Source organism: Paramagnetospirillum sp. (genome assembly GCF_058402745.1).
Genome location: NZ_JBZVFI010000016.1, coordinates 95,285 through 113,712, shown reverse-complemented (window position 1 = coordinate 113,712; position 18,428 = coordinate 95,285). Strand labels below are relative to the sequence as shown.

The window sequence follows — 18,428 nt, the reverse complement described above, 5'->3', positions numbered from 1 at the left end:
CAACGGCCCCGCCCGCAACCAGGACGTCCAGACCAGCAGGAGAGACTTTGATGCAGGTCCGCATCTATCGCCCCGCCAAGACCGCCATGCAATCGGGCCGGGGTGGCAACGCCAAGTCCTGGGTCCTGGAATACGAGCCGGCGGCTCCCAAGCAGCCCGACAACCTGATGGGCTGGCTGGGCTCCACCGACACCACCTCGCAGGTCCGCGTCAAGTTCGACACCATGGAGGAGGCGGTGGCCTTCGCCAAGCGGAAGGGCCTGGACTACCAGGTGGCCACCGAGAACACCCGCCTGCAGAAGCCCAAGAACTACGCCGACAATTTCCGCTACGACAAGCTGGAATTCGGCCGCTTCTAAGCGCCACGAAGGCGGCACCGGGCGCCCTTAGCTCAGTTGGATAGAGCAGCCGCCTTCTAAGCGGCAGGTCGCTGGTTCGAGCCCAGCAGGGCGCGCCATTTCCAGCGGGTTCCTTGCACTAAAACCGAATTTCGGGGACAATCTGGGGACAGTTCGTGTCCCGGAGTGTCCCCGCATGGCCCGCGCCAAGAAGCTTCCGATTTTCGAGCGCTATGCCCCGGATGGCCGCTTGCTCGGCTATCAGGTCAAAATCCGCCGCAAGGGCTGGCCTGCGGTCACCCGCCAGTTCGACAAGATGGATGACGCCCGGCGCTTCGCCATCGAAACCCTGTCCCAGATGGAGAAGGGGGCCTTCGTTGATCGGCGGGAGATCGAAACCATCACCCTGGCCGATGCCCTCGACCGCTATGACCGCGAGATCGGACCGACCAAGAAGCGGCCCGATGGGGTGACGGCCTATGTGCGGCGCTGGAAGAAGGTGGACGCCTCCGGAAACTCGATTTCTGACGTTCAGAGACGGTCGGCGTGGGCGCGTTCCGGCCTGGCCGTGATCTGAAGAGGAACTTTTGGTCCAATTCTGAGGTTGAATTGCCTCGGCATTCCCCTTCCTTGGGGTCATGCGGCGGCCGTTTTCTCCAGCCAGCACCACCGTTTCATATTGTAGGCAATATTGACCAGGGTGATCGTCGCCTCGGCCCTGGCCTTGCCGATGGTTCGGATGAAAAGCCCCATGCGGTCCTTCTGCTCGGCAAAGACGTGCTCGACGCGGGCGCGGATTTTGGATTTGACCGCATTGGCTCTCGCCGTGGCCTTGGCCATTGGTTTGCCTCTCGGCTTCTTGCGGTGGATGTGGCTGACGCGGCCATGGTCGGCCAGGAAATCGTCGTTGGCCTGGGAGCGGTAGGCGGTATCGGCCCACACCGGTGAGGCGGTATTGTTCGGATCGATCAGCCCCTCCCGCAGTCGGGCACCGTCCGCCGCCGCCGCGTCGGTCACAATGCAGCGGCGGATGATGCCGTGCAGGCGGTCGATGGAGATATGGCTCTTGTAGCCGAAGACCGGAATGGCGATGTCGATCTGCGGCTTGCCATCCGCCGTCGGCTTAGCCTTGGCGAATTTCACCGTCCAGCGGGCATCTCGATCCTTTTGCCGCAGCTTGGCCGGCTTGTCCGTCCACGCCTCGGGGATCTGACCGGCCTTGATCGCCTCCTTCTCGCCATCGCTGTTGCGCTGCTTGGGCGCCGCTACCAGGGTGGCGTCGATGATCTGGCCGCCCATGGCCAAATAGCCGGCAGCGGAAATCGCCTGGTCGAGCGTGTTGAACAGCCGGTCCAGCGCCTTGGTCTTGATCAGCGCCTCGCGGAAATCCCACAGCGTGTTGGCGTCGGGCACCGCGTCTCCGGGGCGCAGGCCGCAGAACCGCAGCCAGGTCAGGCGATCCCGCACCTGAAACGCCGTCTGCTGCAACGACAGGCCATACAGCCCTTGCAGGACCAGCATCTTGAATTTTAGCACCACGTCGAACCCGGGCCGGCCGCCCTTCGACGGATCGGAGCGCCGAACCGCCTTGGTCAGCGCCGGGCGAAATTGCTCGAAGCGAACCGTCCGCTCCAGTTGCTCCAGCGGATCGCCTTCCGCCGACAGAGCCTCAAGGCTGTGCTCGAAATCCCAGAAACCGGCTTGCCCCTTCATCTCGACCTCCCGGTGATCCCAGGGAGAATCGAATCACAAAACCGTCAGAACCGCCAGTTTCCGGAGGCGTCCAGGTGCCGCTGGCCGCCCGAATCATCTCCACCCTGCGCCCCACTGACTTCGCCGTCTATCGTGACGAGCGCCTGGCGGCGGGCCTCAGCGGCAATGCCGTGCGCCTGGAACTGGGGCTGGTCCGCCACCTCTATACCATCGCCATCAAGGAATGGGGCTGGCCGGTGGTCAATCCCATCTCCAACATCCGCATGCCCAAATGCGCCCCAGGCCGTGAGCGGCGCCTGGATGCCACTCCCGATGACGACGGGCGGACGGAAGAGGCGCGCCTGATCGCCGCCTGTGATGCCGGCAAGTCCAAGTGGTTGACGGCCATCGTCAAGATAGCCATCGAAACAGCCATGCGGCAGGGAGAAATCCTCGGCCTACGCTGGGAGAATGTTGATCTCACCAAGGGGACGGCCCACCTTCCCGACACCAAGAACGGCACTGCCCGCACGGTGCCGCTGTCCCCGGCGGCCATCAAGGTGCTGAGCGCCGTGCCCCGCAACATCGACGAGGGGCGCGACAGCCGGGTGTTTCCCATCGGCTCCATGTGCGTCACCCACGCCTTTCAACGGGCCTGTGTGCGGGCCAAAATCGACGGGCTGCATTTCCATGATCTGCGCCACGAAGCCACGTCGCGGTTCTTCGAACAGGGCTTTGGAATTCAGGAAGTGGCCGCCATCACCGGCCACAAGACGCTCCAGATGCTCAAGCGGTATACGCACCTTCGGGCGGAGGATCTGGCGGTGAAGATGGCGAGAGCCGCTGAAGCATGAATGCAGAGGGGCTTTTGTATTTGGAATGAGCGTAAAAATCTATACATAGTATATTAAATATACAACGCGTCAAAGTGATGGCATCGCAATACAATAAAAAATAAATTTAAAAATACAATGTTATTGATGTCGGAAAGTAAGCTTCAATACTACTCACTAAATCCATTGGCGAGGTTGATTGTGATCGCGGCAAGATCACGAATATCTTGATTCTCGTCATTTAGAAGCCTCGTACAGATCAGCATCATGTAATCACTTCGCAGATTTCTAGAAGCCATTATAGAAAGCTTTCTAATGTGGACACGGCCGCTGCAGGAAAGAGTGTCAATAAAACCGAAATGTCTATCGGAACTGCTAGTGGATAAAAATTTAGCGATTACGTTTATTATGTTCTCTGACGCATCTCTTAATCCAGCCTCTATCATGTCATCAGTTACTAAGTTACTATATTTTTTCAGCATAACTTCATATGAAATCTGTCGCAAGTACGAGTTATTTGAGTTCATCCCATCCAATACGTATGGTACGGCATCGTATCCTTTACATTCGCAAATTATCAGCAATCCCTCAGCAGAAACATTCCCATGAAGACTCTCAAATGCAGAAAATGCCTCATGAATTGCCATGCTGGGGCTAAATTTCCTAAATATTTTTAATGCAAAGCATCGTGTGTCTGGAAAATCGTCATATAATAGCGGTTTTACATGATCAAGGACATCGACATTACCTATGTGAAAAATAGCCCGTAAAGAGTGATGTCGAACCTGAGGGGATGCATCTTTTAATGAATTTATAAGATGTCGTATCGATCCAGAGTCGCCAATTTTTGCAATCACTCGTGGAGCGCGTCTTCTGAGCCTTTCATTTGAGCTAGATAGGCACTTTTCCATTAAATCAATAACAGCGCTTCTACAAATTTGCTGCGATAACAAATTGACAATTCGATTCGCCTCAGATGCGCCGACAGAACCAAGGAGTGCAATCAATTCCCAGATATCGCGTCCTATTTCATAAGTTAAATGTGAAAATAAAGGCGGAATATTAAAGCTAATGTAGCCGCAATTGGCCAACGCACAAAGCCAAATATCTCCTTTCTTTTGATTCCAAAGAATGGTAAATAGCCTATCTCCAATACGAATGCTTCCAGTTCTCGGAAAACAGAAGTCATTTGTGTTAATATAATTTTTTACATCAGACCTATCTAGGTGCAATTTGTCAATAACATAGCGAATTATTGTCGTATCACCTAAAATGGCCATGCCAATTTCAGCTAAATTTATGCATGACCGCTCAAATGCAATTAATGCATATTCTTTTTGAATGTCGCTATAGCCCTTTGCTTCCTGGAGGCGAAGCCATTCACAAAATGTAGTTGGAAAGTTTGTGCAAAATGTCACAATGGCATCACGCAATGCGCGTCTGGCCCCTCTTTTTGTCATAGCTATTTTCTGAAAAAGAGAATCAATACAAAATACATGGTCTATCTCACATAATGATTTGGCTAAGATTTTTACAAATGGTGGCGGTGCAGTACTTAAGAGGCGTGACACATACGGGGCAGCATGATGGCCAAGCTGAGTTAAAGCGCCGGATATCTCATTATCATTGTAACATGATAATCTGTTTGCATAATAGTGCTCAGACACCAATCTAGCTAGAAGCGTTAGATCATCATGATCAAGTGTATATATAGTTCCAGAGTTCTTTATGCATCGAATAGCTAGCACAGGGTCTATTCTGGCCAGCATGATAACTTTGTTGACAACGTTAAATCCTGGAATAAACGAAAATACATCCTTCCAGCTGCTGTCCTTCCTGGATCTGTATTTCTTTATATTTATTAAATATTCATTGTCATCTTGTAAGATGAGAGTTTTTGCAGTAAAGAACGCGCCAATTATCGGATGTGAGAAGGCTATGTCATTTTCCTCCTGAAACCGAACATAATTAATAATTCCACAAATACATGCCGCATCAAAGACAAGATGAGCCGTTTCATTGCATAATACTCTATCAATATATCCTCTGGAAATATGAGAAATCGACCGCTTGGAAAACATTTCCCATGCGACTACGCAAAGAACGCTTAACAATTCAGCGAATGAAATTTTAGAAATTTTTCCTTCGCACTCCTTTATGGTGAAAAGGTCACTGATATAAATATACACTAGCTCTGAAACTGTAACCGGATAGCGCTCTGGAGATGTTAGTAGTACTTCGCAGAGCATTACTAAAAAAATTGGCCGATTTGATAAAGATAATATTGCTGGTGGGGTTTCCAATACGCGTTCGTATATTGAGTCTACGGCCTCTGCATTTCCCACGTAATTGCTAATTAGACTCCTCTTTGAGGATTCTGATAAAGGCAATATCTCGATATACGGGAGGCAGAATTTTTCAAGTAAGGAATATCTCTTGGGCGAATATCCCTCCTTTCTGCATGCTATAACAATGTTCTGCGGCATGGATTTTTCGATCCACGCAGATAGATCACGCACAACTCGTTCAAATTCAGAGCCAGGTACTTCATTCAAACCGTCAACGAGCAGAAAAATACGGTCAAACGAAATATGAGATATTCCCGCTCTCTCTCGGCATCGAATAAAATACTCACTAATTGTAAGCCCGCTATCATACCATGATCCAAGGTCAACAGATAATGGGATGCCAAACCTCATCTGTTTCGCATCTACGAGACGAGAAAAATAGACAAGTGCATATTTGAGAGATGTTGTTTTACCTGACCCGGCTTCCCCAAAAAATATAAAAGATGAGCATCTGGTGAAAACATCAAGTGCACTGGAGAATATGTCGCCCAAGGCAATGTCGTCACTTCGTGGCGTTGCTTCATCTAATATTGATTCCTTGCGTGTTATTTTCCTTAACTTCCGAGCGGCGCCCATCGTTGCTGTTGTTTCTTTTTTTTCTATGATTTTTGTCACAAGAAATTCGAGTGAAACATATCCATCTTCGATGTATGAATTTTGCGTAATAATTTCACGTACATATCGAATAATGTCGCGATCCATCACTTCAGTATGTGTGCCTCCACTGAAGTCACTATTTTTTTTGTTATCACATTTTGGTAGCCACCCTCTTACAGTATGCGATAGGGATGGTTCAATTAACCACAGGTTACTATTGTGATATTTGTATATAGATGGATGAACTGCGCCTAATGCAAAGTCAAATTCGTAAAACGCAAAATGCATTGAATACTGGCTTTCGTGGGCGGCTCCGCCAGCAAGTGTAATTAATCTCTGACCTGTATTTGTCGAATTTATTTGTAGTGATGGATTGTGGAAGTGGCCATGAAAGAATGCATGAGGACCGCCATCTATGCGATTTAAAATAGAATTAAACTGATCGGCATTCCATTGAGTCAAGCAGTTATTTATGGGATGGTGTGATATTATTATAGTTAGGTCGTTCTCTGTGTTGCAATGTGAAAGAAGGTAGTTGACGGATTCGACGTCAATTACAAGACAAGGTTCGGCTGCTGTGTCGTCATTCTTGCTTGATAATATGGCGGAGTTTACGGATAGAATGTTTATTTTTTTTGACCGTATGGTGTATGTGCCGAAGCCACATGACAATCTGTCATTCCATTCGATATGGTTCTGAGCGATGGTTTTCTCAAAGTCTAAATAGTTATCAAATTGGGCTGCGTCATTGAATATAGATTCGCGTGTTTGTAGCCATTTTTGTTCGCTATGATGTGCGTAGAAGAATGAATGTTCATGAGTTGTGGTTAGCAAACTCCTATTTACATCGTGATTTCCAGGGGTCATAGCAACAAAACAATTCGGCCAAGGTTTAAGCAGTTCAGTGAGCCATAACCTTGCGTCATTGTATTCTGCGGTACTGGCTATATTCGCAATGTCCCCAGTTATAACGCAAATGTCGGGTGTTCTGCCGTCGCAATGCGCGGATTTTATTAGTTGATTATAGCTAGAGAACTCAAGTCCGTAGCCGCTATTCTGCCCAAAATGGAGGTCGGATATATGGAGAATTGTTAATCCCATTCATTCCCTCCAAAATTAATGTATGTATATTATTCGTCAATTGATGGCCGTGAGCTTCGTCAATTGATGGCCGTGAGCTCGGATGTAACGCAGTTATTGTGAGCAAAACCGATGTGGCGCACAAGCTATTTGGGCTAAAATGGGTGAAATTGCCCTCGCCGGGTGGCCTCTCCTGGGTGATCGTCCCAGATCACCCAGGAGAGCCTGAAGGGTGAGGTGTCGCCGCCCCGTCAAGCGCCTGCTCGGCCTGCGGCCTCCTCGGGCGCTTGACTGGTCGTCTGCGTGCCGGCGGCTCCCGATGGTCGCCGTCCACGACTGTTCCGCTTACTTCCGCCTGAACAGCCATTCGGGAATCAGGTGAATGGTTTCGTCAAGGCGCAGCAGCCCGCATTCATCATCAAGCACCTGGCGGACACCAACATGGCCGGATTGGTCGGCGGGTTGGTTGCTGACGATGAAAACCGGATTCGGCGTCGTCCCCTTGCCCGCCCCCTGCTGGTAGGCCCGGAACAGGTCGAGAGGCGGAATTGCGAAGCCGTCTGCGTGGCAGACGAGGGCCTTGGTGCCATCCTTGTCGCTCAATCGCAATATTCGCCAGGATGGTGCTGGGCCGGTAGGTTCCGGCGGCTTTTCCAGCTTGGCCTTCATGCCACCCCGTGCCCCCTCCCACACCACTACATTGACCCGTTCGCCGGGCATGAAGTTGGGGAAGCCAAGGAACGGCTCCGGGTTCTTTCGGTTGTCCTGCCAGTAGGCATCGAGGCGCATGGGGTCGCCGATGTCGAGGGTCACCAAGGCGTGGAGGATGCCGTTGTCCTTCCTCCCCCACACCAGCGCGACGAGCCTGCCGGGATAGGTGCCGGGCTCCATATAGCGATGGAAGTTGCCCAGATAGTCCCCGACATGGATGCCGTGGGCGGGGGCGTCCCGGTAGCTGATGATCTGCTCCATGGCGCCCCTCCCTCAGTTCCGGGTGACCGGGGCCGCATCCGGTCCCGGCCAGGTCAGCCGGGGCGGATGTTCGCCCCGGACATTGGCGATGAACTGGGCAAGGGCGGCTTCCAGGCCCCGCACATCGTCGATCCCGACGCTGTAGGCGGCGGAAACGAATTCGAACCACAGGCGGCGGGGGATGCTGAACACGATCTCGTCCATGCCCTGCGCGGCGATGGAGAGGTGGGCGATATCCTGGCAACCGGTATCGTTGAAGGTGGTCATGATCTTTCTCCTGTGAGTCTGGGCAGGCTTCCTACCTGCTGCGGTCGAATCCCCCACGGCCGGGGGCAGGGACCCGGGCCATGCGGTCCATAATTTGGGCTTGGCGCTGGGCGGCCTGGACCTGTTCCCGTTGGTGGGGTGAAAGCTGATTTCGCTGGTCCGCCGGGGCATGGCGTGCGGCCTCGGCAACGTCGCGGAATAGGTCCCGCTGGGTGCCGATGCCCTGGCGCTGCCGGTCGAGGCCGATGGCCTGCTCCCGCGATTCCTGGGTCAGGCGGTGCGCCTCCTGGCGCAGGGGTTCCATGCGGCGGACGGCTCGCTCCGCGGTGAGAGCGGTTTTTCCCAGAGCGGCAACTTCCGCGGCCTGCCGCACCGCCTGACGGCGGGCATCATTGGCGATGGGGCCAAGGGCCGCCCCGTGCAGGCGCCCGAACGCTTCCGGCGTGCGTTCCATCCGGCGGGCGGCCTGAGCGATGCCGTCGCGCTCCGCATGGCGGCGAAACGCCTCCAGCACGGCGTCGGGGGCGCGATAGACGCGGGCCAAGCCCTCCCGGAACTGCTGGGCCTTCTTGTCCGCCCAAGCCGTCTTGTGGTCGAGGGCGGCGGCGTCTTTGCCGTGCCGCTCGGCTTCGATCTTGGCCTGCTCGATGCGGGCGGTAAGGGCCTCCCAGCGGTTCAGGCGCTCTATGGCCGCGCCGAGGGGAACATCAGGCGATAGACCTCGATCACGGGACGACGAGCCGCCAGGGCGGTTGCCGTCGCCGCGCCCATGGTCAGCCCCACCAGTTCGCCCAGGATCAGCGCCAGGATGGTGATCAGGATCAGCCAGCGGCGGCGCCGGGCTTCGGCCCATTGGCGCGCCTCGATCCGCTCCACGCTCCAGCGGATGGCCTCGGCCGCCCGGTCGATGTGCTCGGCGATCTGGATCAGGTCGGTGGCCGTCGCGGCGGTGGTCGCGTCGATCCGCGCCTGGATGGCGTTCTCCACCTTGTCTCTCAGGCTTTGCCCTTCGGTGTTCGTCATAGCTGCCGAACCTCTTCTCCAATGCGTGAATGCTGGCCTTGCGGTCGATGCTGGATGCCTTGGCGTGTTCGTGGCCGTCCGTGACCACGAGGCCCCGCCCTTCCTTGCGAAGCTGAAGGCCGTGACGCTCCAGGCGTTGATCAAGGTCGCGCCAGCTTTCAGCCTCGGTGAAGTCGCGGCCTGCGACTTCTTTCACGATGTCGGCAAAGGGGGCCTGGCCGTGACGTTCCAACTGGCGCAGATGTCCGCCGGACGGCCCGCGTTCCGGCGGCGGGCGGTCGAAGTCACGGCGGTTGTGGTGGCCGATGACCACCTCATAGCCCCGTGCGTTCGCTTCCTGGGCAACCGCCCGCTCGAATCGGGAATAGTCGTTGCCGGTGTCCCAGGCCCGGCCGGTTTCGGGATGCACCCGGTTGACCACCACATGCACATGCGGGTGGGGCGTGTCGTTGTGGGCCACCACCAGCGCCTGGTGGTCCTGCAAGCCGACACGTTCGAGGACACCCTTGGTGACCTCCAGTTGCTCTTCCTGCGTGGTCGCCGATCCCGGCGCCCAGTCCAGGGTGAAATGGTAGGCCGGTTGTGAGACACGCGAGTTTTCCCGCGCAGTGGCCGCCATGACCTTCTCGGCGATCTCGGGGGTATCGCTCGGCAGGTTCAGGCCCGCCGTCCACTCCACCCGCTCCGAGGTTTCCAGAATGGTGGTGCGGCGCCCTTCCTTCTCCACGTCGTGGGTGGCGTATCGGACGGTGCCCCGGAAGGTCTTGCGGGTGCCGTTGCATTTGGCGATCAGCGCCCGACCGCCCCGGCCCTGCTGGTAGAACTTCGTCCGTCCCTTCTTTTCGTCGAGCGCCGTCATAGCTTGCCGATGGCCTCCAGCACCTCGGCCAGCACCGCCTCGACCCGGTCGCCGATGATGAAGCCTCGGGCGTTCGCCAAGCGGGCAAGCTGATTGAGGTTGGCCCCGATGCGGCCCAGCTGATGCACCAGTTGGGCGGCTTCAGCCCCTCGGCGCGCTTTCACCTCCACCCCCAGGGCGGCCTCCCGGATGAAGCGGGAGGGCGTCATGCCCGCCAGGGCCGCCTTCGCTTCGACCGTCGCCCATTCGGCCGGGGAGAAGCGGACGGTGCGGACGAGAACCCGCTTTTGCCGAGCTTCGGCGTCGGTCGCCGGGGGCTCAACCCGGCTGTTTTCCTGCCTCGGCGCCTCGCGCCGACCGTTGAGCGGCCCGGGGGGCGGCGAAACCGAGCGGTCGCGTATTACGCGACCATTGCTCGCAATGCCTTTAACCATCGACGCACCTCCTCCGCTGCCGATCCGGGAAGGTCGGTTCCGCCATGGGCGTGAGAGCCTGAACGGCGCGGATTTCCTGGAGATTGCCGCCGGTGGGGCCACCCTCGGAAGGCCCGTGTGGGCCTCCCGAGGGTGGCGTGGTGCGGTGGTGGGGAGAGGCGCGATTTGGCACAGCCTGATTTTGGGCTGGCACAGTCTGAAAATGCCCTGGCACAGCCCCCGAGGAAGGGTGGCACAGGGGTGCCGAAGGGCGGCACGAGGCCGATTCCGGTCGGCACAGGATTTCACCCGTGGCCGGGTCGTAGGGCGTGCCGTCGTCGGTGTAGGCGGTCGAGAGGGTTTGGACAGTTGGCCGACGGGTGTGGACGTTAAAGGCCGCGATCCGCCCGGCCTGGCCCGGATCGGCGGCGGCCTGGCCGGCGGCGATGGCGCGGGCGATGCTGGGGGCCGGAGCACCGCTGGCGTTCCACCACTCCCGCGCCTGGTCGTTCCAATGGCGGATGATGGCGAGGCGTTGGCGGCCTTCGGGCGTGGCCGGCTGTTCCGTGTAGTTGACCACCAGCGTGATCGGCTGGGCGAATGGGCCGAAGCGGAATTGCGGCGCCGTGCGACACAGAATCAGGTTTTCCCGGCGTGGGTCGGGTTCGGCCTCGGTGTCGAGGGGATCGCGTTTCGACTTGGTGACGATCTCCAGCCGGGCGCCGCCCCGCCGGTTGACCATCGCCACCTTCTGGCCGTCCCGCTGGAGCTGGCGCCGGAACTCGGCAAAGGCGCCCATGGGCTGGGCGAACTTCATGCGGTGGGTTTCCCACCACAGCCACACCAGCTCATCGCCGGGGGCATCGTCCAGTTCGGCAGGCTTGAACGGGTACTTGATGGCCTCGTCGGCATCCTTCAGGCGGCCGTTGTCCCGCCAGTGGGCGCCGAGCCGCGTGTGGGACCACTTGAGGAAGGCGGACCACCTGGCCTTGCTCATGGGCCGTCGCGGGGCATACAGCACGTTGGCGTGGGGATGATATGAGGCCGTATCGTCACGGGTGAACTCGGTCCCCCGGTACAGCACCTCCATTCCCCAATCGCGGTCGGCATCGTGAGCCCATCGGGACACCTGACGATGCAACCTCGCCATGGCGCCGCGAAGATCGCCCCAGGCCTGGACCCGGCGGCCTGCGGTGATGACGGCATAGCGGAGGTGGGCGCCCGATGGTTCATTTCGCTGGAAGTAGCGTAGGGCGTTGAGAAAGGGGCGCCGCTCCCGCTGGGATATCAGCGGTAGGAAACGGATAGCCCGATAGCTCTCCTCGTCGTCGATCTCGCCGGTAGCGTTGCCTACCGCGACCAGCCGAACGGAGGCACGGGCTCGGATACCGCCGAATTGCTCCAGGGCATCGGCCATTCGAGCCGTCTGCTCGGCCAGCACCTGGCGCCGCCGGGCGCTCTCGCGCCAATGCTCCGGGCTCAACTGCCACCCGGTGTTGAGCCGCATTACGTCGTCCGTGGTTATCTGCCCTGCGTCGTCGTCCTGTGGGGCATCGTTGACCGATGCAAGCATGGCGTCCCTCCAAATGGAGGCCGCCGCCGGGCAAGGTTCGGACGCTCAGAGACAAGGGATTGCCCTTGTTCTCTGTTCGCGGGACGCCTAGATTCGGATTTGCGAGGATCGTTTCGAGGCGCCTGACTTAACCGGGATGGCGACCTGAGCGTTTCCGGGAAGGCTCTGACAGGTACCAGCCGTCAGGGCCTTCTTCCGTTTTGCGGTCTGGCCGTTCGGCAGAGCGGCGGGCCTCGGCTACGATTCTGTGGCATGGCTAAAGCGACTTCCTGGGGCGCCCGCGCCGCCGGGGCTGGGCCTCGGCATGAACCGGAGGTTCGCGAGGAGGTTCGGTCTGGCGAGCAAGCCACGCTTTGACCGCCTCCACGTCCCACAGCAGCGTCTTGCCCAGCTTGATGGCCGGAGGCACGGCACCAGGATTGCGCCACCGATCTTGAAGGATGGTGGCGCGAGAGCGTCGCAAGAGTGCGGCAAGCTCATCTACAGTTAAGTAATCGGGAAGTGAGGTCACGGGATGCACCTCAATGGATAGTGTGTGCGTCAGAACCGTGTCATAAGTCATTAACGCAAGTCAATTGATGGTGTTTGTGGGTAAAATTGCCCGTGTGGGTAATTTTGCCCACATTTGCGCAATTATTTTTCTCTCTGCATTAATTTTGTCGCGACAGTTCTTGCGGAGATATTTGCCATAATATTTTTCATCTGATTTAACAGTTAAATTGCGATGGTGTGGCTGTGTGGAGAATGTCTCGTAAAAAGGGAATTCACGGTTGTATCTGGTGCGATTGTTAGCCTCGGTGCCGGCGGTATCGTCGAATGTGGCGGTGCTGCAGCTTGGGGTGCAGGGCTCTCCCTGCGCCAAGGTGACTTGGGCCGTCTGGTGTATCGCCTGGGCGCTGCTCACACCCAACCATCGCCGCCGGCTGGGGCGGTCGGCCCGCGTGATGATTGGCGCCGCCGGTTGACTGCTCTCGCGTCCTGAATGCACAAGCCTCGGTTCCGCCGAGAAGGCGCGGGCGTCGGCCGTGAGGCCGTCCCTTGTCGGTGACGTCAGGGACGCGGACAGGGGCGGGGGCCTTACCCCCGCACCCCAGCGAGTATTTCGGGCGTAAGGTGTCGACTACGCTGAAGTGTCCCCGGGGACAAATCGGGGACAGTTCGAGCGAGGCCGTCTGTTAATGGCGTCGATTAGCTGTCATCGTAATATATTGATGTTAAATGCTAATGCCGGAGAACGGCAGCTATCCTGCGGGCTTCCGATCAGCCTTCTAAGCGGCAGGTCGCTGGTTCGAGCCCAGCAGGGCGCGCCAATGCCTGTCGCCGTGGGGAAGTCTCTTTCGCCCTTTCGCCCTTCCGCACGATTTGGATTTACGCCTGGAGGGCGGCCTCGACAGCGGCGGGGTTGTGCTTGATGACCAGCAGAAGAGCCCTGGCTGCCCGGTCGGGGCGGCGACGGTGTTGTTCCCAATCCTGCACCGCCCGCACGTCCAGGCCGAAGCGGCGGCAGAACTCCGGGCGCTTGAGGCCGAGGTCCTCGCGGATCGCCTTGACGTCCACGTCCTCGGGAACCTGCACGGTCTGAGTCCGCAAGCCCGTCACCTTGCCTTCGGCGTAGGCGGCCATTTCGGCGAACGCTTCCACCAGTTCCGCGCTCACGTCGATCTTCTTTCCGCTCATTCCCTTCGCGTCCTCTGTTTCGCCGCTGCCTTCATTCTCTGGACGAAGGATACGACGAGCTTGCGCTGTTCCGGGCTCAAGTCCGCCTGCTCGTTCTTTCCGTATAGGAACAGGGCAAAGAGCGGCATCGCCTCGGTGTAGTAGTAATAGATCGCCCGCACACCGCCGGATTTGCCCTTGCCCTTGGCGGCAAAGCGTATCTTGCGGGCGCCTCCCGTCCCTTCGATCTCTTCCCCGGCCTCGGGGTCATAGGCCAGGCGGTCGATGAGTGCGGCCTTTTCCTCGGCGGACAACAGCTTTTCAGCCCGGCGGGTGAAGGCCGTCATCTCGACGATGGTGACGGGCTTGGTCTTCATCGCAAGAAATAATGCGGCAGTGCCGCAGATCCGTCAAGACGACGCATGGAACTGCGGCAGGTCGCTGGTTCGAGCCCAGCGCGGCGCGCCTATGCCTGCCCTCGCTTCAATGCGGCAGGCGCAGCCAGCCGAAGCGCGCCGTCATGATGAAGGTGTCCTGCCACTGGCCGGCCACCAGCGACACCTTGTCGCCCGGCTTGGGGTCCGGCATCGCCCGCTCGAGATCCCCGATCGCCTGCTTGATCAGCACATGGGGCGTCGTCACGGTGACGGTGTTGAGGTGTTCGATCATGATGTTTCCCACTCCTGGTGCCTCGCTCTCTTCGCCGGAATTTCCGGAAAATTCGAAGTATCTGATTGTAACCTTTCCAGGGTCGCAGCCGGGGCGTGCATCCGGAGGAGAGGGCGGTGTGGTGGTATAAGCGTCGTAAACTCCATAAAATTGAAATCTACCAATGGCTTAACCCTATACTTTCGAGGTCTCGGGGATTGCGTAGGGATTTGGCCGTAGTGTTTCGGGGGGAAACGATGGACAACATGGAGGGATGCGCGGCGAGGCTTGCCCTGCTAGACTGATTCGTCGTCCATCCGCAGGGGAAGCGCTCGTGACCGCCCGAAAGTCCGCCAGCAACGACCGCCGCATCGATGATCGCCACGAGGGCGAGGGCCTGTTCATGCTGTTCGACGGCATCCTGGTCGAGGTCGTCGACATCTCCATCGGCGGGCTGAAGTTCCGGCGGCCGCCGGGCCTGCTCAGCCACGGCTACCGTTTCACCTTCGAACTGCGCTCGGCCTACGAGGACCCCAATCCCCTGGCCAAGGGTGTGGCCGTGGTGCGCGCCCTGGGGGCTGACTGGGTGGCGGTGGAATTCGTGCGCCCCACCTTCTCGCTGATGAAGGTGGTGGGCCGCCATATCGGGCGCCTCCTGGTCGGTCGCTCCCACCTGTTCCGCCACTGATGAAGCTCAACGCCATCGAGGCCGGCTCCGCCTTCACGGACGGGGTGCCGCTGCTGATCCTGCACGGCCTGCTGGGTTCGGCCCGCAATTGGGGGGCGGTGGTCAAGGCCCTGGGCGAGAGGCGCCGGGTGCTGGCGCTGGACATGCCCAACCACGGCTCCAGCCCGTGGAGCGAGGTCATGGACTATCCCTTCATGGCCCGCGAGGTGGCGGCGGTCATCGGGCATCTGGGCGGACGGGCGGCGGTGATGGGCCATTCCATGGGCGGCAAGGCGGCCATGACCCTGGCGCTGACCCATCCCGAGATGGTGGAGCGGCTGGTGGTGGTGGACATCGCGCCGGTGACCTACAACCATACCTTCGCTCCCTTCGTGAAGGCCATGCGCGCCGCGCCCCTGGCCGAGGCCGCCTCGCGCGGCGAGGTGGAGGCCGCCCTGGCCCGCACCGTCATCGACAAGGGCGTGCGCGCCTTTCTCATGCAGAATCTGGAGGGCGGCGCCGGCGGCTATCGCTGGCGGCCCAATCTCGCGGTCCTCAACGCCCACATGAACGACATCATGGAGTTTCCCGACTTCCCCGAGGGTACGTGCTATGACGGCCCCGCCCTGTTCGTGGCGGGCGAGACCTCGGAATACGTCCGTCCCGCCTACCGGGAGGCCATCACCCGGCTGTTTCCCCGGGCGGAGACGGTCACCATTTCCGGCGCCGGCCACTGGGTCCACGCCGACAATCCCACCGCCTTCATGGCCGCCATCGGGTCTTTCCTGTAGTCGTTGCGGTTTCCATCCTTAATTTGATAAAAGTCAAATTTCAGGATGGAGGTCGGTTCGAGTGCAGGTCATCGACGCTGTCAAGCTGCAGCGCAACATCATCATGTACGCGGTACTGGCCATGGCGATGGTGGGGCTCGGGGTGGCGTTCGCGGCGATCGCTCCCCTGCATGCCCAGATGGCGGCGGCGGCGGACCGGGCCTTCGAGCACGGTCTCGACCTGCAGGTGGAGGCCTTGCGGGCCAATGTGAGCCGGGCCGGCGAACTGGCCCGACAGGTCACCAGCCGCAGCGTCATCCGCGACGCCCTGGCCGCCCACAACCGGGGCGGCATGACCGCCGACGAATTGCGGGCCTTCACCGCCGACAAGCTGGGCGACGCCCTGAAGCTGTCGCGCGAGATGCTGGGCATCACCCGGCTGGGCCGGGATTTCCGGCCGCTGGTGGCGGTGGGCCGGCCCATCCCGCCCGAGCTGTGGACGCCCGAAGCCGGCGAGCCGCCCGCCCTGGGGGCGCCGGCCCTGGTGGAGGGGCGCTGGGTGCTGCTGGCCGCGGCGCCGATCCTGGGGCGTGACGGAACGCGCGAAGGGCACGACGTGCTGCTGCTCGACGCCGAGGGATTGCGGGCCGTCGTCGCCGACGTGGACACCCTGGGCCAGACCGGCGAGATCATCCTGGGGCGCGGCGGCGGGACGGGCGCGGAAGTGTTCTTTCCCCGGCGCCATGGCGGACCCGGCATGGATGGCGAGGTGCGCGAGGCTTTCGCCCTGGCCACCGAGGACCCCTCGCCGCTGCTCCTGGCCCGTCCCGGCGGAGCCCGCGACGTGGTTCTGGCCCGGCGTCTGCCCGGCTCGGACTGGATCGTCATGATCCGCCAGGACCAGGCCGAACTGCACAGCAACATCGACCGCCTGGTTCTGGCCGTTGCCCTCGGGGCCCTGGTTCTGGTGGGGTTCGGCATCACCGGCTTCGTGCTGATCCTGCGGCCGCTGACCGGGCGCATGCTGGTCCATACCGGCGAGCTGCGGCAGCAGATTCGGGACGGGGAGCGGACACAGAAGGCCCTGGAACGCGCCCTGGAGGGAACCATCGCGGCGGTGGCCTCGACCATCGAGGTGCGCGATCCCTATACCGCCGGCCACCAGCGGCGGGTCGCCGACATCGCCATGGCCATCGGCCGGGAACTGGGCCTGTCGTCCGAGCGTCTCAAGGGGCTGCACGTGGCGGGCACCATCCACGACATCGGCAAGATCGGCATTCCCGCCGAGATGCTGACCCGGCCCGGCCGGCTGTCGCCCCTGGAATTCGACATCATCCGGGGGCATGCCGCCGACGGCTGCGAGATTCTGAACGGCGTGGAGTTTCCCTGGCCGGTGGCCGACATGGTGCGGCATCACCACGAGCGCATGGACGGCAGCGGCTATCCCGACGGGCTGAAGGGCGACGAAATCCTGTTCGAGGCCCGCATCCTGGCGGTGGCCGACGTGGTCGAGGCCATCGCCTCGGACCGTCCCTACCGCGCCGCCCTGGGCGTGGAGGCGGCCATGGGCGAGATCGCCGCCCATCGCGGAACCCGCTTCGACGCCCGGGTGGTCGATGCCTGTCTCAAGCTGGTGGCCGAAGGACGCCTGCCGCTGGGACAGGCTCAGTAATTGGTCAGGGGGTGGGGCGCGGCATCGTCCCCATGGTCACGGAACTGGTCCTTGATGCGCAGGACTTCCTCCAGGCCGGCGAGAAAGGCATCGACGCAGGCCGGGTCGAAATGGCGGCCCCGCTGTTCGCCCAGGAACGCCACCGCCTTGTCCACGCTCCAGGCCACCTTGTAGGGACGTGTCGAGGTCAGGGCGTCGAAGACGTCGGCCACCGCCACGATGCGGCCTTCGATGGGAATGTCCTCGCCGGCCAGACCGGCGGGATAGCCGCTGCCGTCGAATTTCTCGTGGTGGGTCCGGGCGATGAGGGCGGCGAGGCGGACCAGTTGCGACGAACTGCCCTTGAGGATGTCCCAGCCATAATCGGCATGCTGCTTCATGACCGTGAACTCGCTTTCGTTCAGGCGGTCGGGCTTCAGCAGGATCATGTCGGGAATGCCCACCTTGCCCACGTCGTGCATGGGGGCGGCCAGTTCCAGCCGCTCCACCGCATCGGGGGCCATGCCCAGGCGCCGGGCGATCAGGGCCGAATAGCGCGCCATGCGTTCGATATGGGCGCCGGTCTCCGGGTCGCGGTACTCGGCGGCCTTGGACAGTCGCATCACCAGTTCCTCGGCGGCTCGGTCCTGAAGGGCGAGACGCGATTGCCGCAGCGCCAGCAGGTTGCGGGTCCGGGCCATCAGCTCCGGCCCGTCCACCGGCTTGGTCAGGAAGTCGGCGGCGCCCAGGTTCAGGGCCTCCTGGCGGATCTCCCGCACGTCCGAGGTGGTGACCACCACGATGGGAATGTCCTGCATGGCCGGGCGGGCGCGGAGCCGGCGGATGAATTCCAGCCCGTCCATCTCGGGCATCATGTAGTCGGTGAGAATGACGTCGGGGGTGTTGGTCTCGCACCAGGCCAGGGCGGCCACCGCCGATTCCAGGCAGACCACCTCGCAGCCCTCGATCTTGACCAGACGGTGCTTGAGCAGCATCAGGTTGGTGGGATTGTCGTCGATGACCAGGGCGATCATGGGAGGC

General features: G+C 59.9%; 19 protein-coding genes and 1 tRNA gene. 7 read left to right on the top strand and 13 right to left on the bottom strand.

What is annotated here, in order from left to right:
• Nucleotides 1-50 precede the first annotated feature (50 nt).
• The 3 genes from ACV4UZ_RS13880 to ACV4UZ_RS13870 all read left to right on the top strand — a co-directional run bounded on the left by ACV4UZ_RS13880 (nucleotide 51) and on the right by ACV4UZ_RS13870 (nucleotide 915).
• Complete coding sequence (locus ACV4UZ_RS13880) at nucleotides 51-359, top strand: ETC complex I subunit (protein ID WP_491601399.1); 309 nt, start codon at nucleotides 51-53, stop codon at nucleotides 357-359.
• Between the two features lie 21 nt (nucleotides 360-380).
• Nucleotides 381-457, top strand: a tRNA-Arg gene (locus ACV4UZ_RS13875).
• Nucleotides 458-534: 77 nt separating this feature from the next.
• Complete coding sequence (locus ACV4UZ_RS13870) at nucleotides 535-915, top strand: hypothetical protein (protein WP_491601398.1); 381 nt, start codon at nucleotides 535-537, stop codon at nucleotides 913-915.
• Between the two features lie 59 nt (nucleotides 916-974).
• Here ACV4UZ_RS13870 and ACV4UZ_RS13865 read toward each other — a convergent pair whose 3' ends face one another.
• Nucleotides 975-2,051, bottom strand: a complete 1,077-nt coding sequence (locus ACV4UZ_RS13865) for an IS5 family transposase (protein ID WP_491598929.1) — start codon at nucleotides 2,049-2,051, stop codon at nucleotides 975-977.
• 74 nt (nucleotides 2,052-2,125) lie between these two features.
• Here ACV4UZ_RS13865 and ACV4UZ_RS13860 point away from each other — a divergent pair, with 74 nt between their 5' ends.
• Complete coding sequence (locus ACV4UZ_RS13860) at nucleotides 2,126-2,884, top strand: site-specific integrase (RefSeq protein WP_491601397.1); 759 nt, start codon at nucleotides 2,126-2,128, stop codon at nucleotides 2,882-2,884.
• Between the two features lie 149 nt (nucleotides 2,885-3,033).
• Here the strand turns inward: ACV4UZ_RS13860 and ACV4UZ_RS13855 are convergent, their stop codons facing one another.
• The 11 genes from ACV4UZ_RS13855 to ACV4UZ_RS13805 form a co-directional block, all read right to left on the bottom strand.
• The gene (locus ACV4UZ_RS13855; RefSeq protein ID WP_491601396.1) at nucleotides 3,034-6,909 is read right to left on the bottom strand and encodes a metallophosphoesterase; all 3,876 of its coding nucleotides are present in this window, start codon (nucleotides 6,907-6,909) and stop codon (nucleotides 3,034-3,036) included.
• A 324-nt stretch (nucleotides 6,910-7,233) separates the two neighbouring features.
• Nucleotides 7,234-7,860, bottom strand: coding sequence for a hypothetical protein (locus ACV4UZ_RS13850; protein ID WP_491601395.1), 627 nt, complete (start codon nucleotides 7,858-7,860; stop codon nucleotides 7,234-7,236).
• Between the two features lie 12 nt (nucleotides 7,861-7,872).
• Entirely contained in the window at nucleotides 7,873-8,127 is a 255-nt protein-coding gene (locus ACV4UZ_RS13845; RefSeq protein WP_491601394.1) for a hypothetical protein, read from the bottom strand.
• Between the two features lie 31 nt (nucleotides 8,128-8,158).
• Entirely contained in the window at nucleotides 8,159-10,009 is a 1,851-nt protein-coding gene (locus ACV4UZ_RS13840) for a relaxase/mobilization nuclease domain-containing protein (protein WP_491601393.1), read from the bottom strand.
• A complete protein-coding gene (locus ACV4UZ_RS13835) occupies nucleotides 10,006-10,443 on the bottom strand; it encodes a plasmid mobilization protein (RefSeq protein ID WP_491601392.1) in 438 nt (145 codons plus the stop codon). Before ACV4UZ_RS13835 ends, ACV4UZ_RS13840 begins: the two co-directional genes overlap by 4 nt.
• Nucleotides 10,436-11,995: a hypothetical protein gene (locus ACV4UZ_RS13830; protein ID WP_491601391.1), complete on the bottom strand. Its 1,560-nt coding sequence runs from the start codon at nucleotides 11,993-11,995 to the stop codon at nucleotides 10,436-10,438. The genes ACV4UZ_RS13835 and ACV4UZ_RS13830 overlap by 8 nt, the downstream gene beginning before the upstream one ends.
• 256 nt (nucleotides 11,996-12,251) lie before the next feature.
• Nucleotides 12,252-12,557, bottom strand: a complete 306-nt coding sequence (locus tag ACV4UZ_RS13825) for a helix-turn-helix transcriptional regulator (protein WP_491601390.1) — start codon at nucleotides 12,555-12,557, stop codon at nucleotides 12,252-12,254.
• A gap of 9 nt (nucleotides 12,558-12,566) precedes the next feature.
• Entirely contained in the window at nucleotides 12,567-12,899 is a 333-nt protein-coding gene (locus ACV4UZ_RS13820) for a hypothetical protein (RefSeq protein WP_491601389.1), read from the bottom strand.
• Between the two features lie 464 nt (nucleotides 12,900-13,363).
• Entirely contained in the window at nucleotides 13,364-13,672 is a 309-nt protein-coding gene (locus ACV4UZ_RS13815) for a helix-turn-helix domain-containing protein (protein WP_491601388.1), read from the bottom strand.
• On the bottom strand, nucleotides 13,669-14,028 hold the full coding sequence (locus tag ACV4UZ_RS13810; protein ID WP_491601387.1) for a type II toxin-antitoxin system RelE/ParE family toxin: 360 nt from the start codon (nucleotides 14,026-14,028) through the stop codon (nucleotides 13,669-13,671). Before ACV4UZ_RS13810 ends, ACV4UZ_RS13815 begins: the two co-directional genes overlap by 4 nt.
• A 106-nt stretch (nucleotides 14,029-14,134) precedes the next feature.
• A complete protein-coding gene (locus ACV4UZ_RS13805; protein ID WP_491601386.1) occupies nucleotides 14,135-14,320 on the bottom strand; it encodes a hypothetical protein in 186 nt (61 codons plus the stop codon).
• Between the two features lie 313 nt (nucleotides 14,321-14,633).
• Between ACV4UZ_RS13805 and ACV4UZ_RS13800 the strand changes: the two genes are divergently transcribed.
• The 3 genes from ACV4UZ_RS13800 (at nucleotide 14,634) to ACV4UZ_RS13790 (ending at nucleotide 17,408) form a co-directional block, all read left to right on the top strand.
• Nucleotides 14,634-14,987, top strand: a complete 354-nt coding sequence (locus ACV4UZ_RS13800) for a PilZ domain-containing protein (protein WP_491601385.1) — start codon at nucleotides 14,634-14,636, stop codon at nucleotides 14,985-14,987.
• Complete coding sequence (locus ACV4UZ_RS13795) at nucleotides 14,987-15,757, top strand: alpha/beta fold hydrolase (protein ID WP_491601384.1); 771 nt, start codon at nucleotides 14,987-14,989, stop codon at nucleotides 15,755-15,757. Before ACV4UZ_RS13800 ends, ACV4UZ_RS13795 begins: the two co-directional genes overlap by 1 nt.
• Before the next feature lie 61 nt (nucleotides 15,758-15,818).
• Nucleotides 15,819-17,408, top strand: a complete 1,590-nt coding sequence (locus ACV4UZ_RS13790; RefSeq protein WP_491601383.1) for an HD domain-containing phosphohydrolase — start codon at nucleotides 15,819-15,821, stop codon at nucleotides 17,406-17,408.
• Here ACV4UZ_RS13790 and ACV4UZ_RS13785 read toward each other — a convergent pair.
• Entirely contained in the window at nucleotides 17,402-18,421 is a 1,020-nt protein-coding gene (locus tag ACV4UZ_RS13785) for an HD domain-containing phosphohydrolase (RefSeq protein ID WP_491601382.1), read from the bottom strand. The genes ACV4UZ_RS13790 and ACV4UZ_RS13785 overlap by 7 nt on opposite strands.
• Nucleotides 18,422-18,428: the final 7 nt, after the last annotated feature.

Excerpts from the sequence above, each read along its gene's own strand:
- ACV4UZ_RS13880 (WP_491601399.1), top strand. The coding sequence starts at position 51 with ATGCAGGTCCGCATCTATCGCCCCGCCAAGACCGCCATGCAATCGGGC.
- ACV4UZ_RS13870 (WP_491601398.1), top strand. The coding sequence starts at position 535 with ATGGCCCGCGCCAAGAAGCTTCCGATTTTCGAGCGCTATGCCCCGGAT.
- ACV4UZ_RS13865 (WP_491598929.1), bottom strand. The coding sequence starts at position 2,051 with ATGAAGGGGCAAGCCGGTTTCTGGGATTTCGAGCACAGCCTTGAGGCT.
- ACV4UZ_RS13855 (WP_491601396.1), bottom strand. The coding sequence starts at position 6,909 with ATGGGATTAACAATTCTCCATATATCCGACCTCCATTTTGGGCAGAAT.
- ACV4UZ_RS13850 (WP_491601395.1), bottom strand. The coding sequence starts at position 7,860 with ATGGAGCAGATCATCAGCTACCGGGACGCCCCCGCCCACGGCATCCAT.
- ACV4UZ_RS13845 (WP_491601394.1), bottom strand. The coding sequence starts at position 8,127 with ATGACCACCTTCAACGATACCGGTTGCCAGGATATCGCCCACCTCTCC.
- ACV4UZ_RS13840 (WP_491601393.1), bottom strand. The coding sequence starts at position 10,009 with ATGACGGCGCTCGACGAAAAGAAGGGACGGACGAAGTTCTACCAGCAG.
- ACV4UZ_RS13835 (WP_491601392.1), bottom strand. The coding sequence starts at position 10,443 with ATGGTTAAAGGCATTGCGAGCAATGGTCGCGTAATACGCGACCGCTCG.
- ACV4UZ_RS13830 (WP_491601391.1), bottom strand. The coding sequence starts at position 11,995 with ATGCTTGCATCGGTCAACGATGCCCCACAGGACGACGACGCAGGGCAG.
- ACV4UZ_RS13825 (WP_491601390.1), bottom strand. The coding sequence starts at position 12,557 with ATGACTTATGACACGGTTCTGACGCACACACTATCCATTGAGGTGCAT.
- ACV4UZ_RS13815 (WP_491601388.1), bottom strand. The coding sequence starts at position 13,672 with ATGAGCGGAAAGAAGATCGACGTGAGCGCGGAACTGGTGGAAGCGTTC.
- ACV4UZ_RS13810 (WP_491601387.1), bottom strand. The coding sequence starts at position 14,028 with ATGAAGACCAAGCCCGTCACCATCGTCGAGATGACGGCCTTCACCCGC.
- ACV4UZ_RS13805 (WP_491601386.1), bottom strand. The coding sequence starts at position 14,320 with ATGATCGAACACCTCAACACCGTCACCGTGACGACGCCCCATGTGCTG.
- ACV4UZ_RS13795 (WP_491601384.1), top strand. The coding sequence starts at position 14,987 with ATGAAGCTCAACGCCATCGAGGCCGGCTCCGCCTTCACGGACGGGGTG.
- ACV4UZ_RS13785 (WP_491601382.1), bottom strand. The coding sequence starts at position 18,421 with ATGATCGCCCTGGTCATCGACGACAATCCCACCAACCTGATGCTGCTC.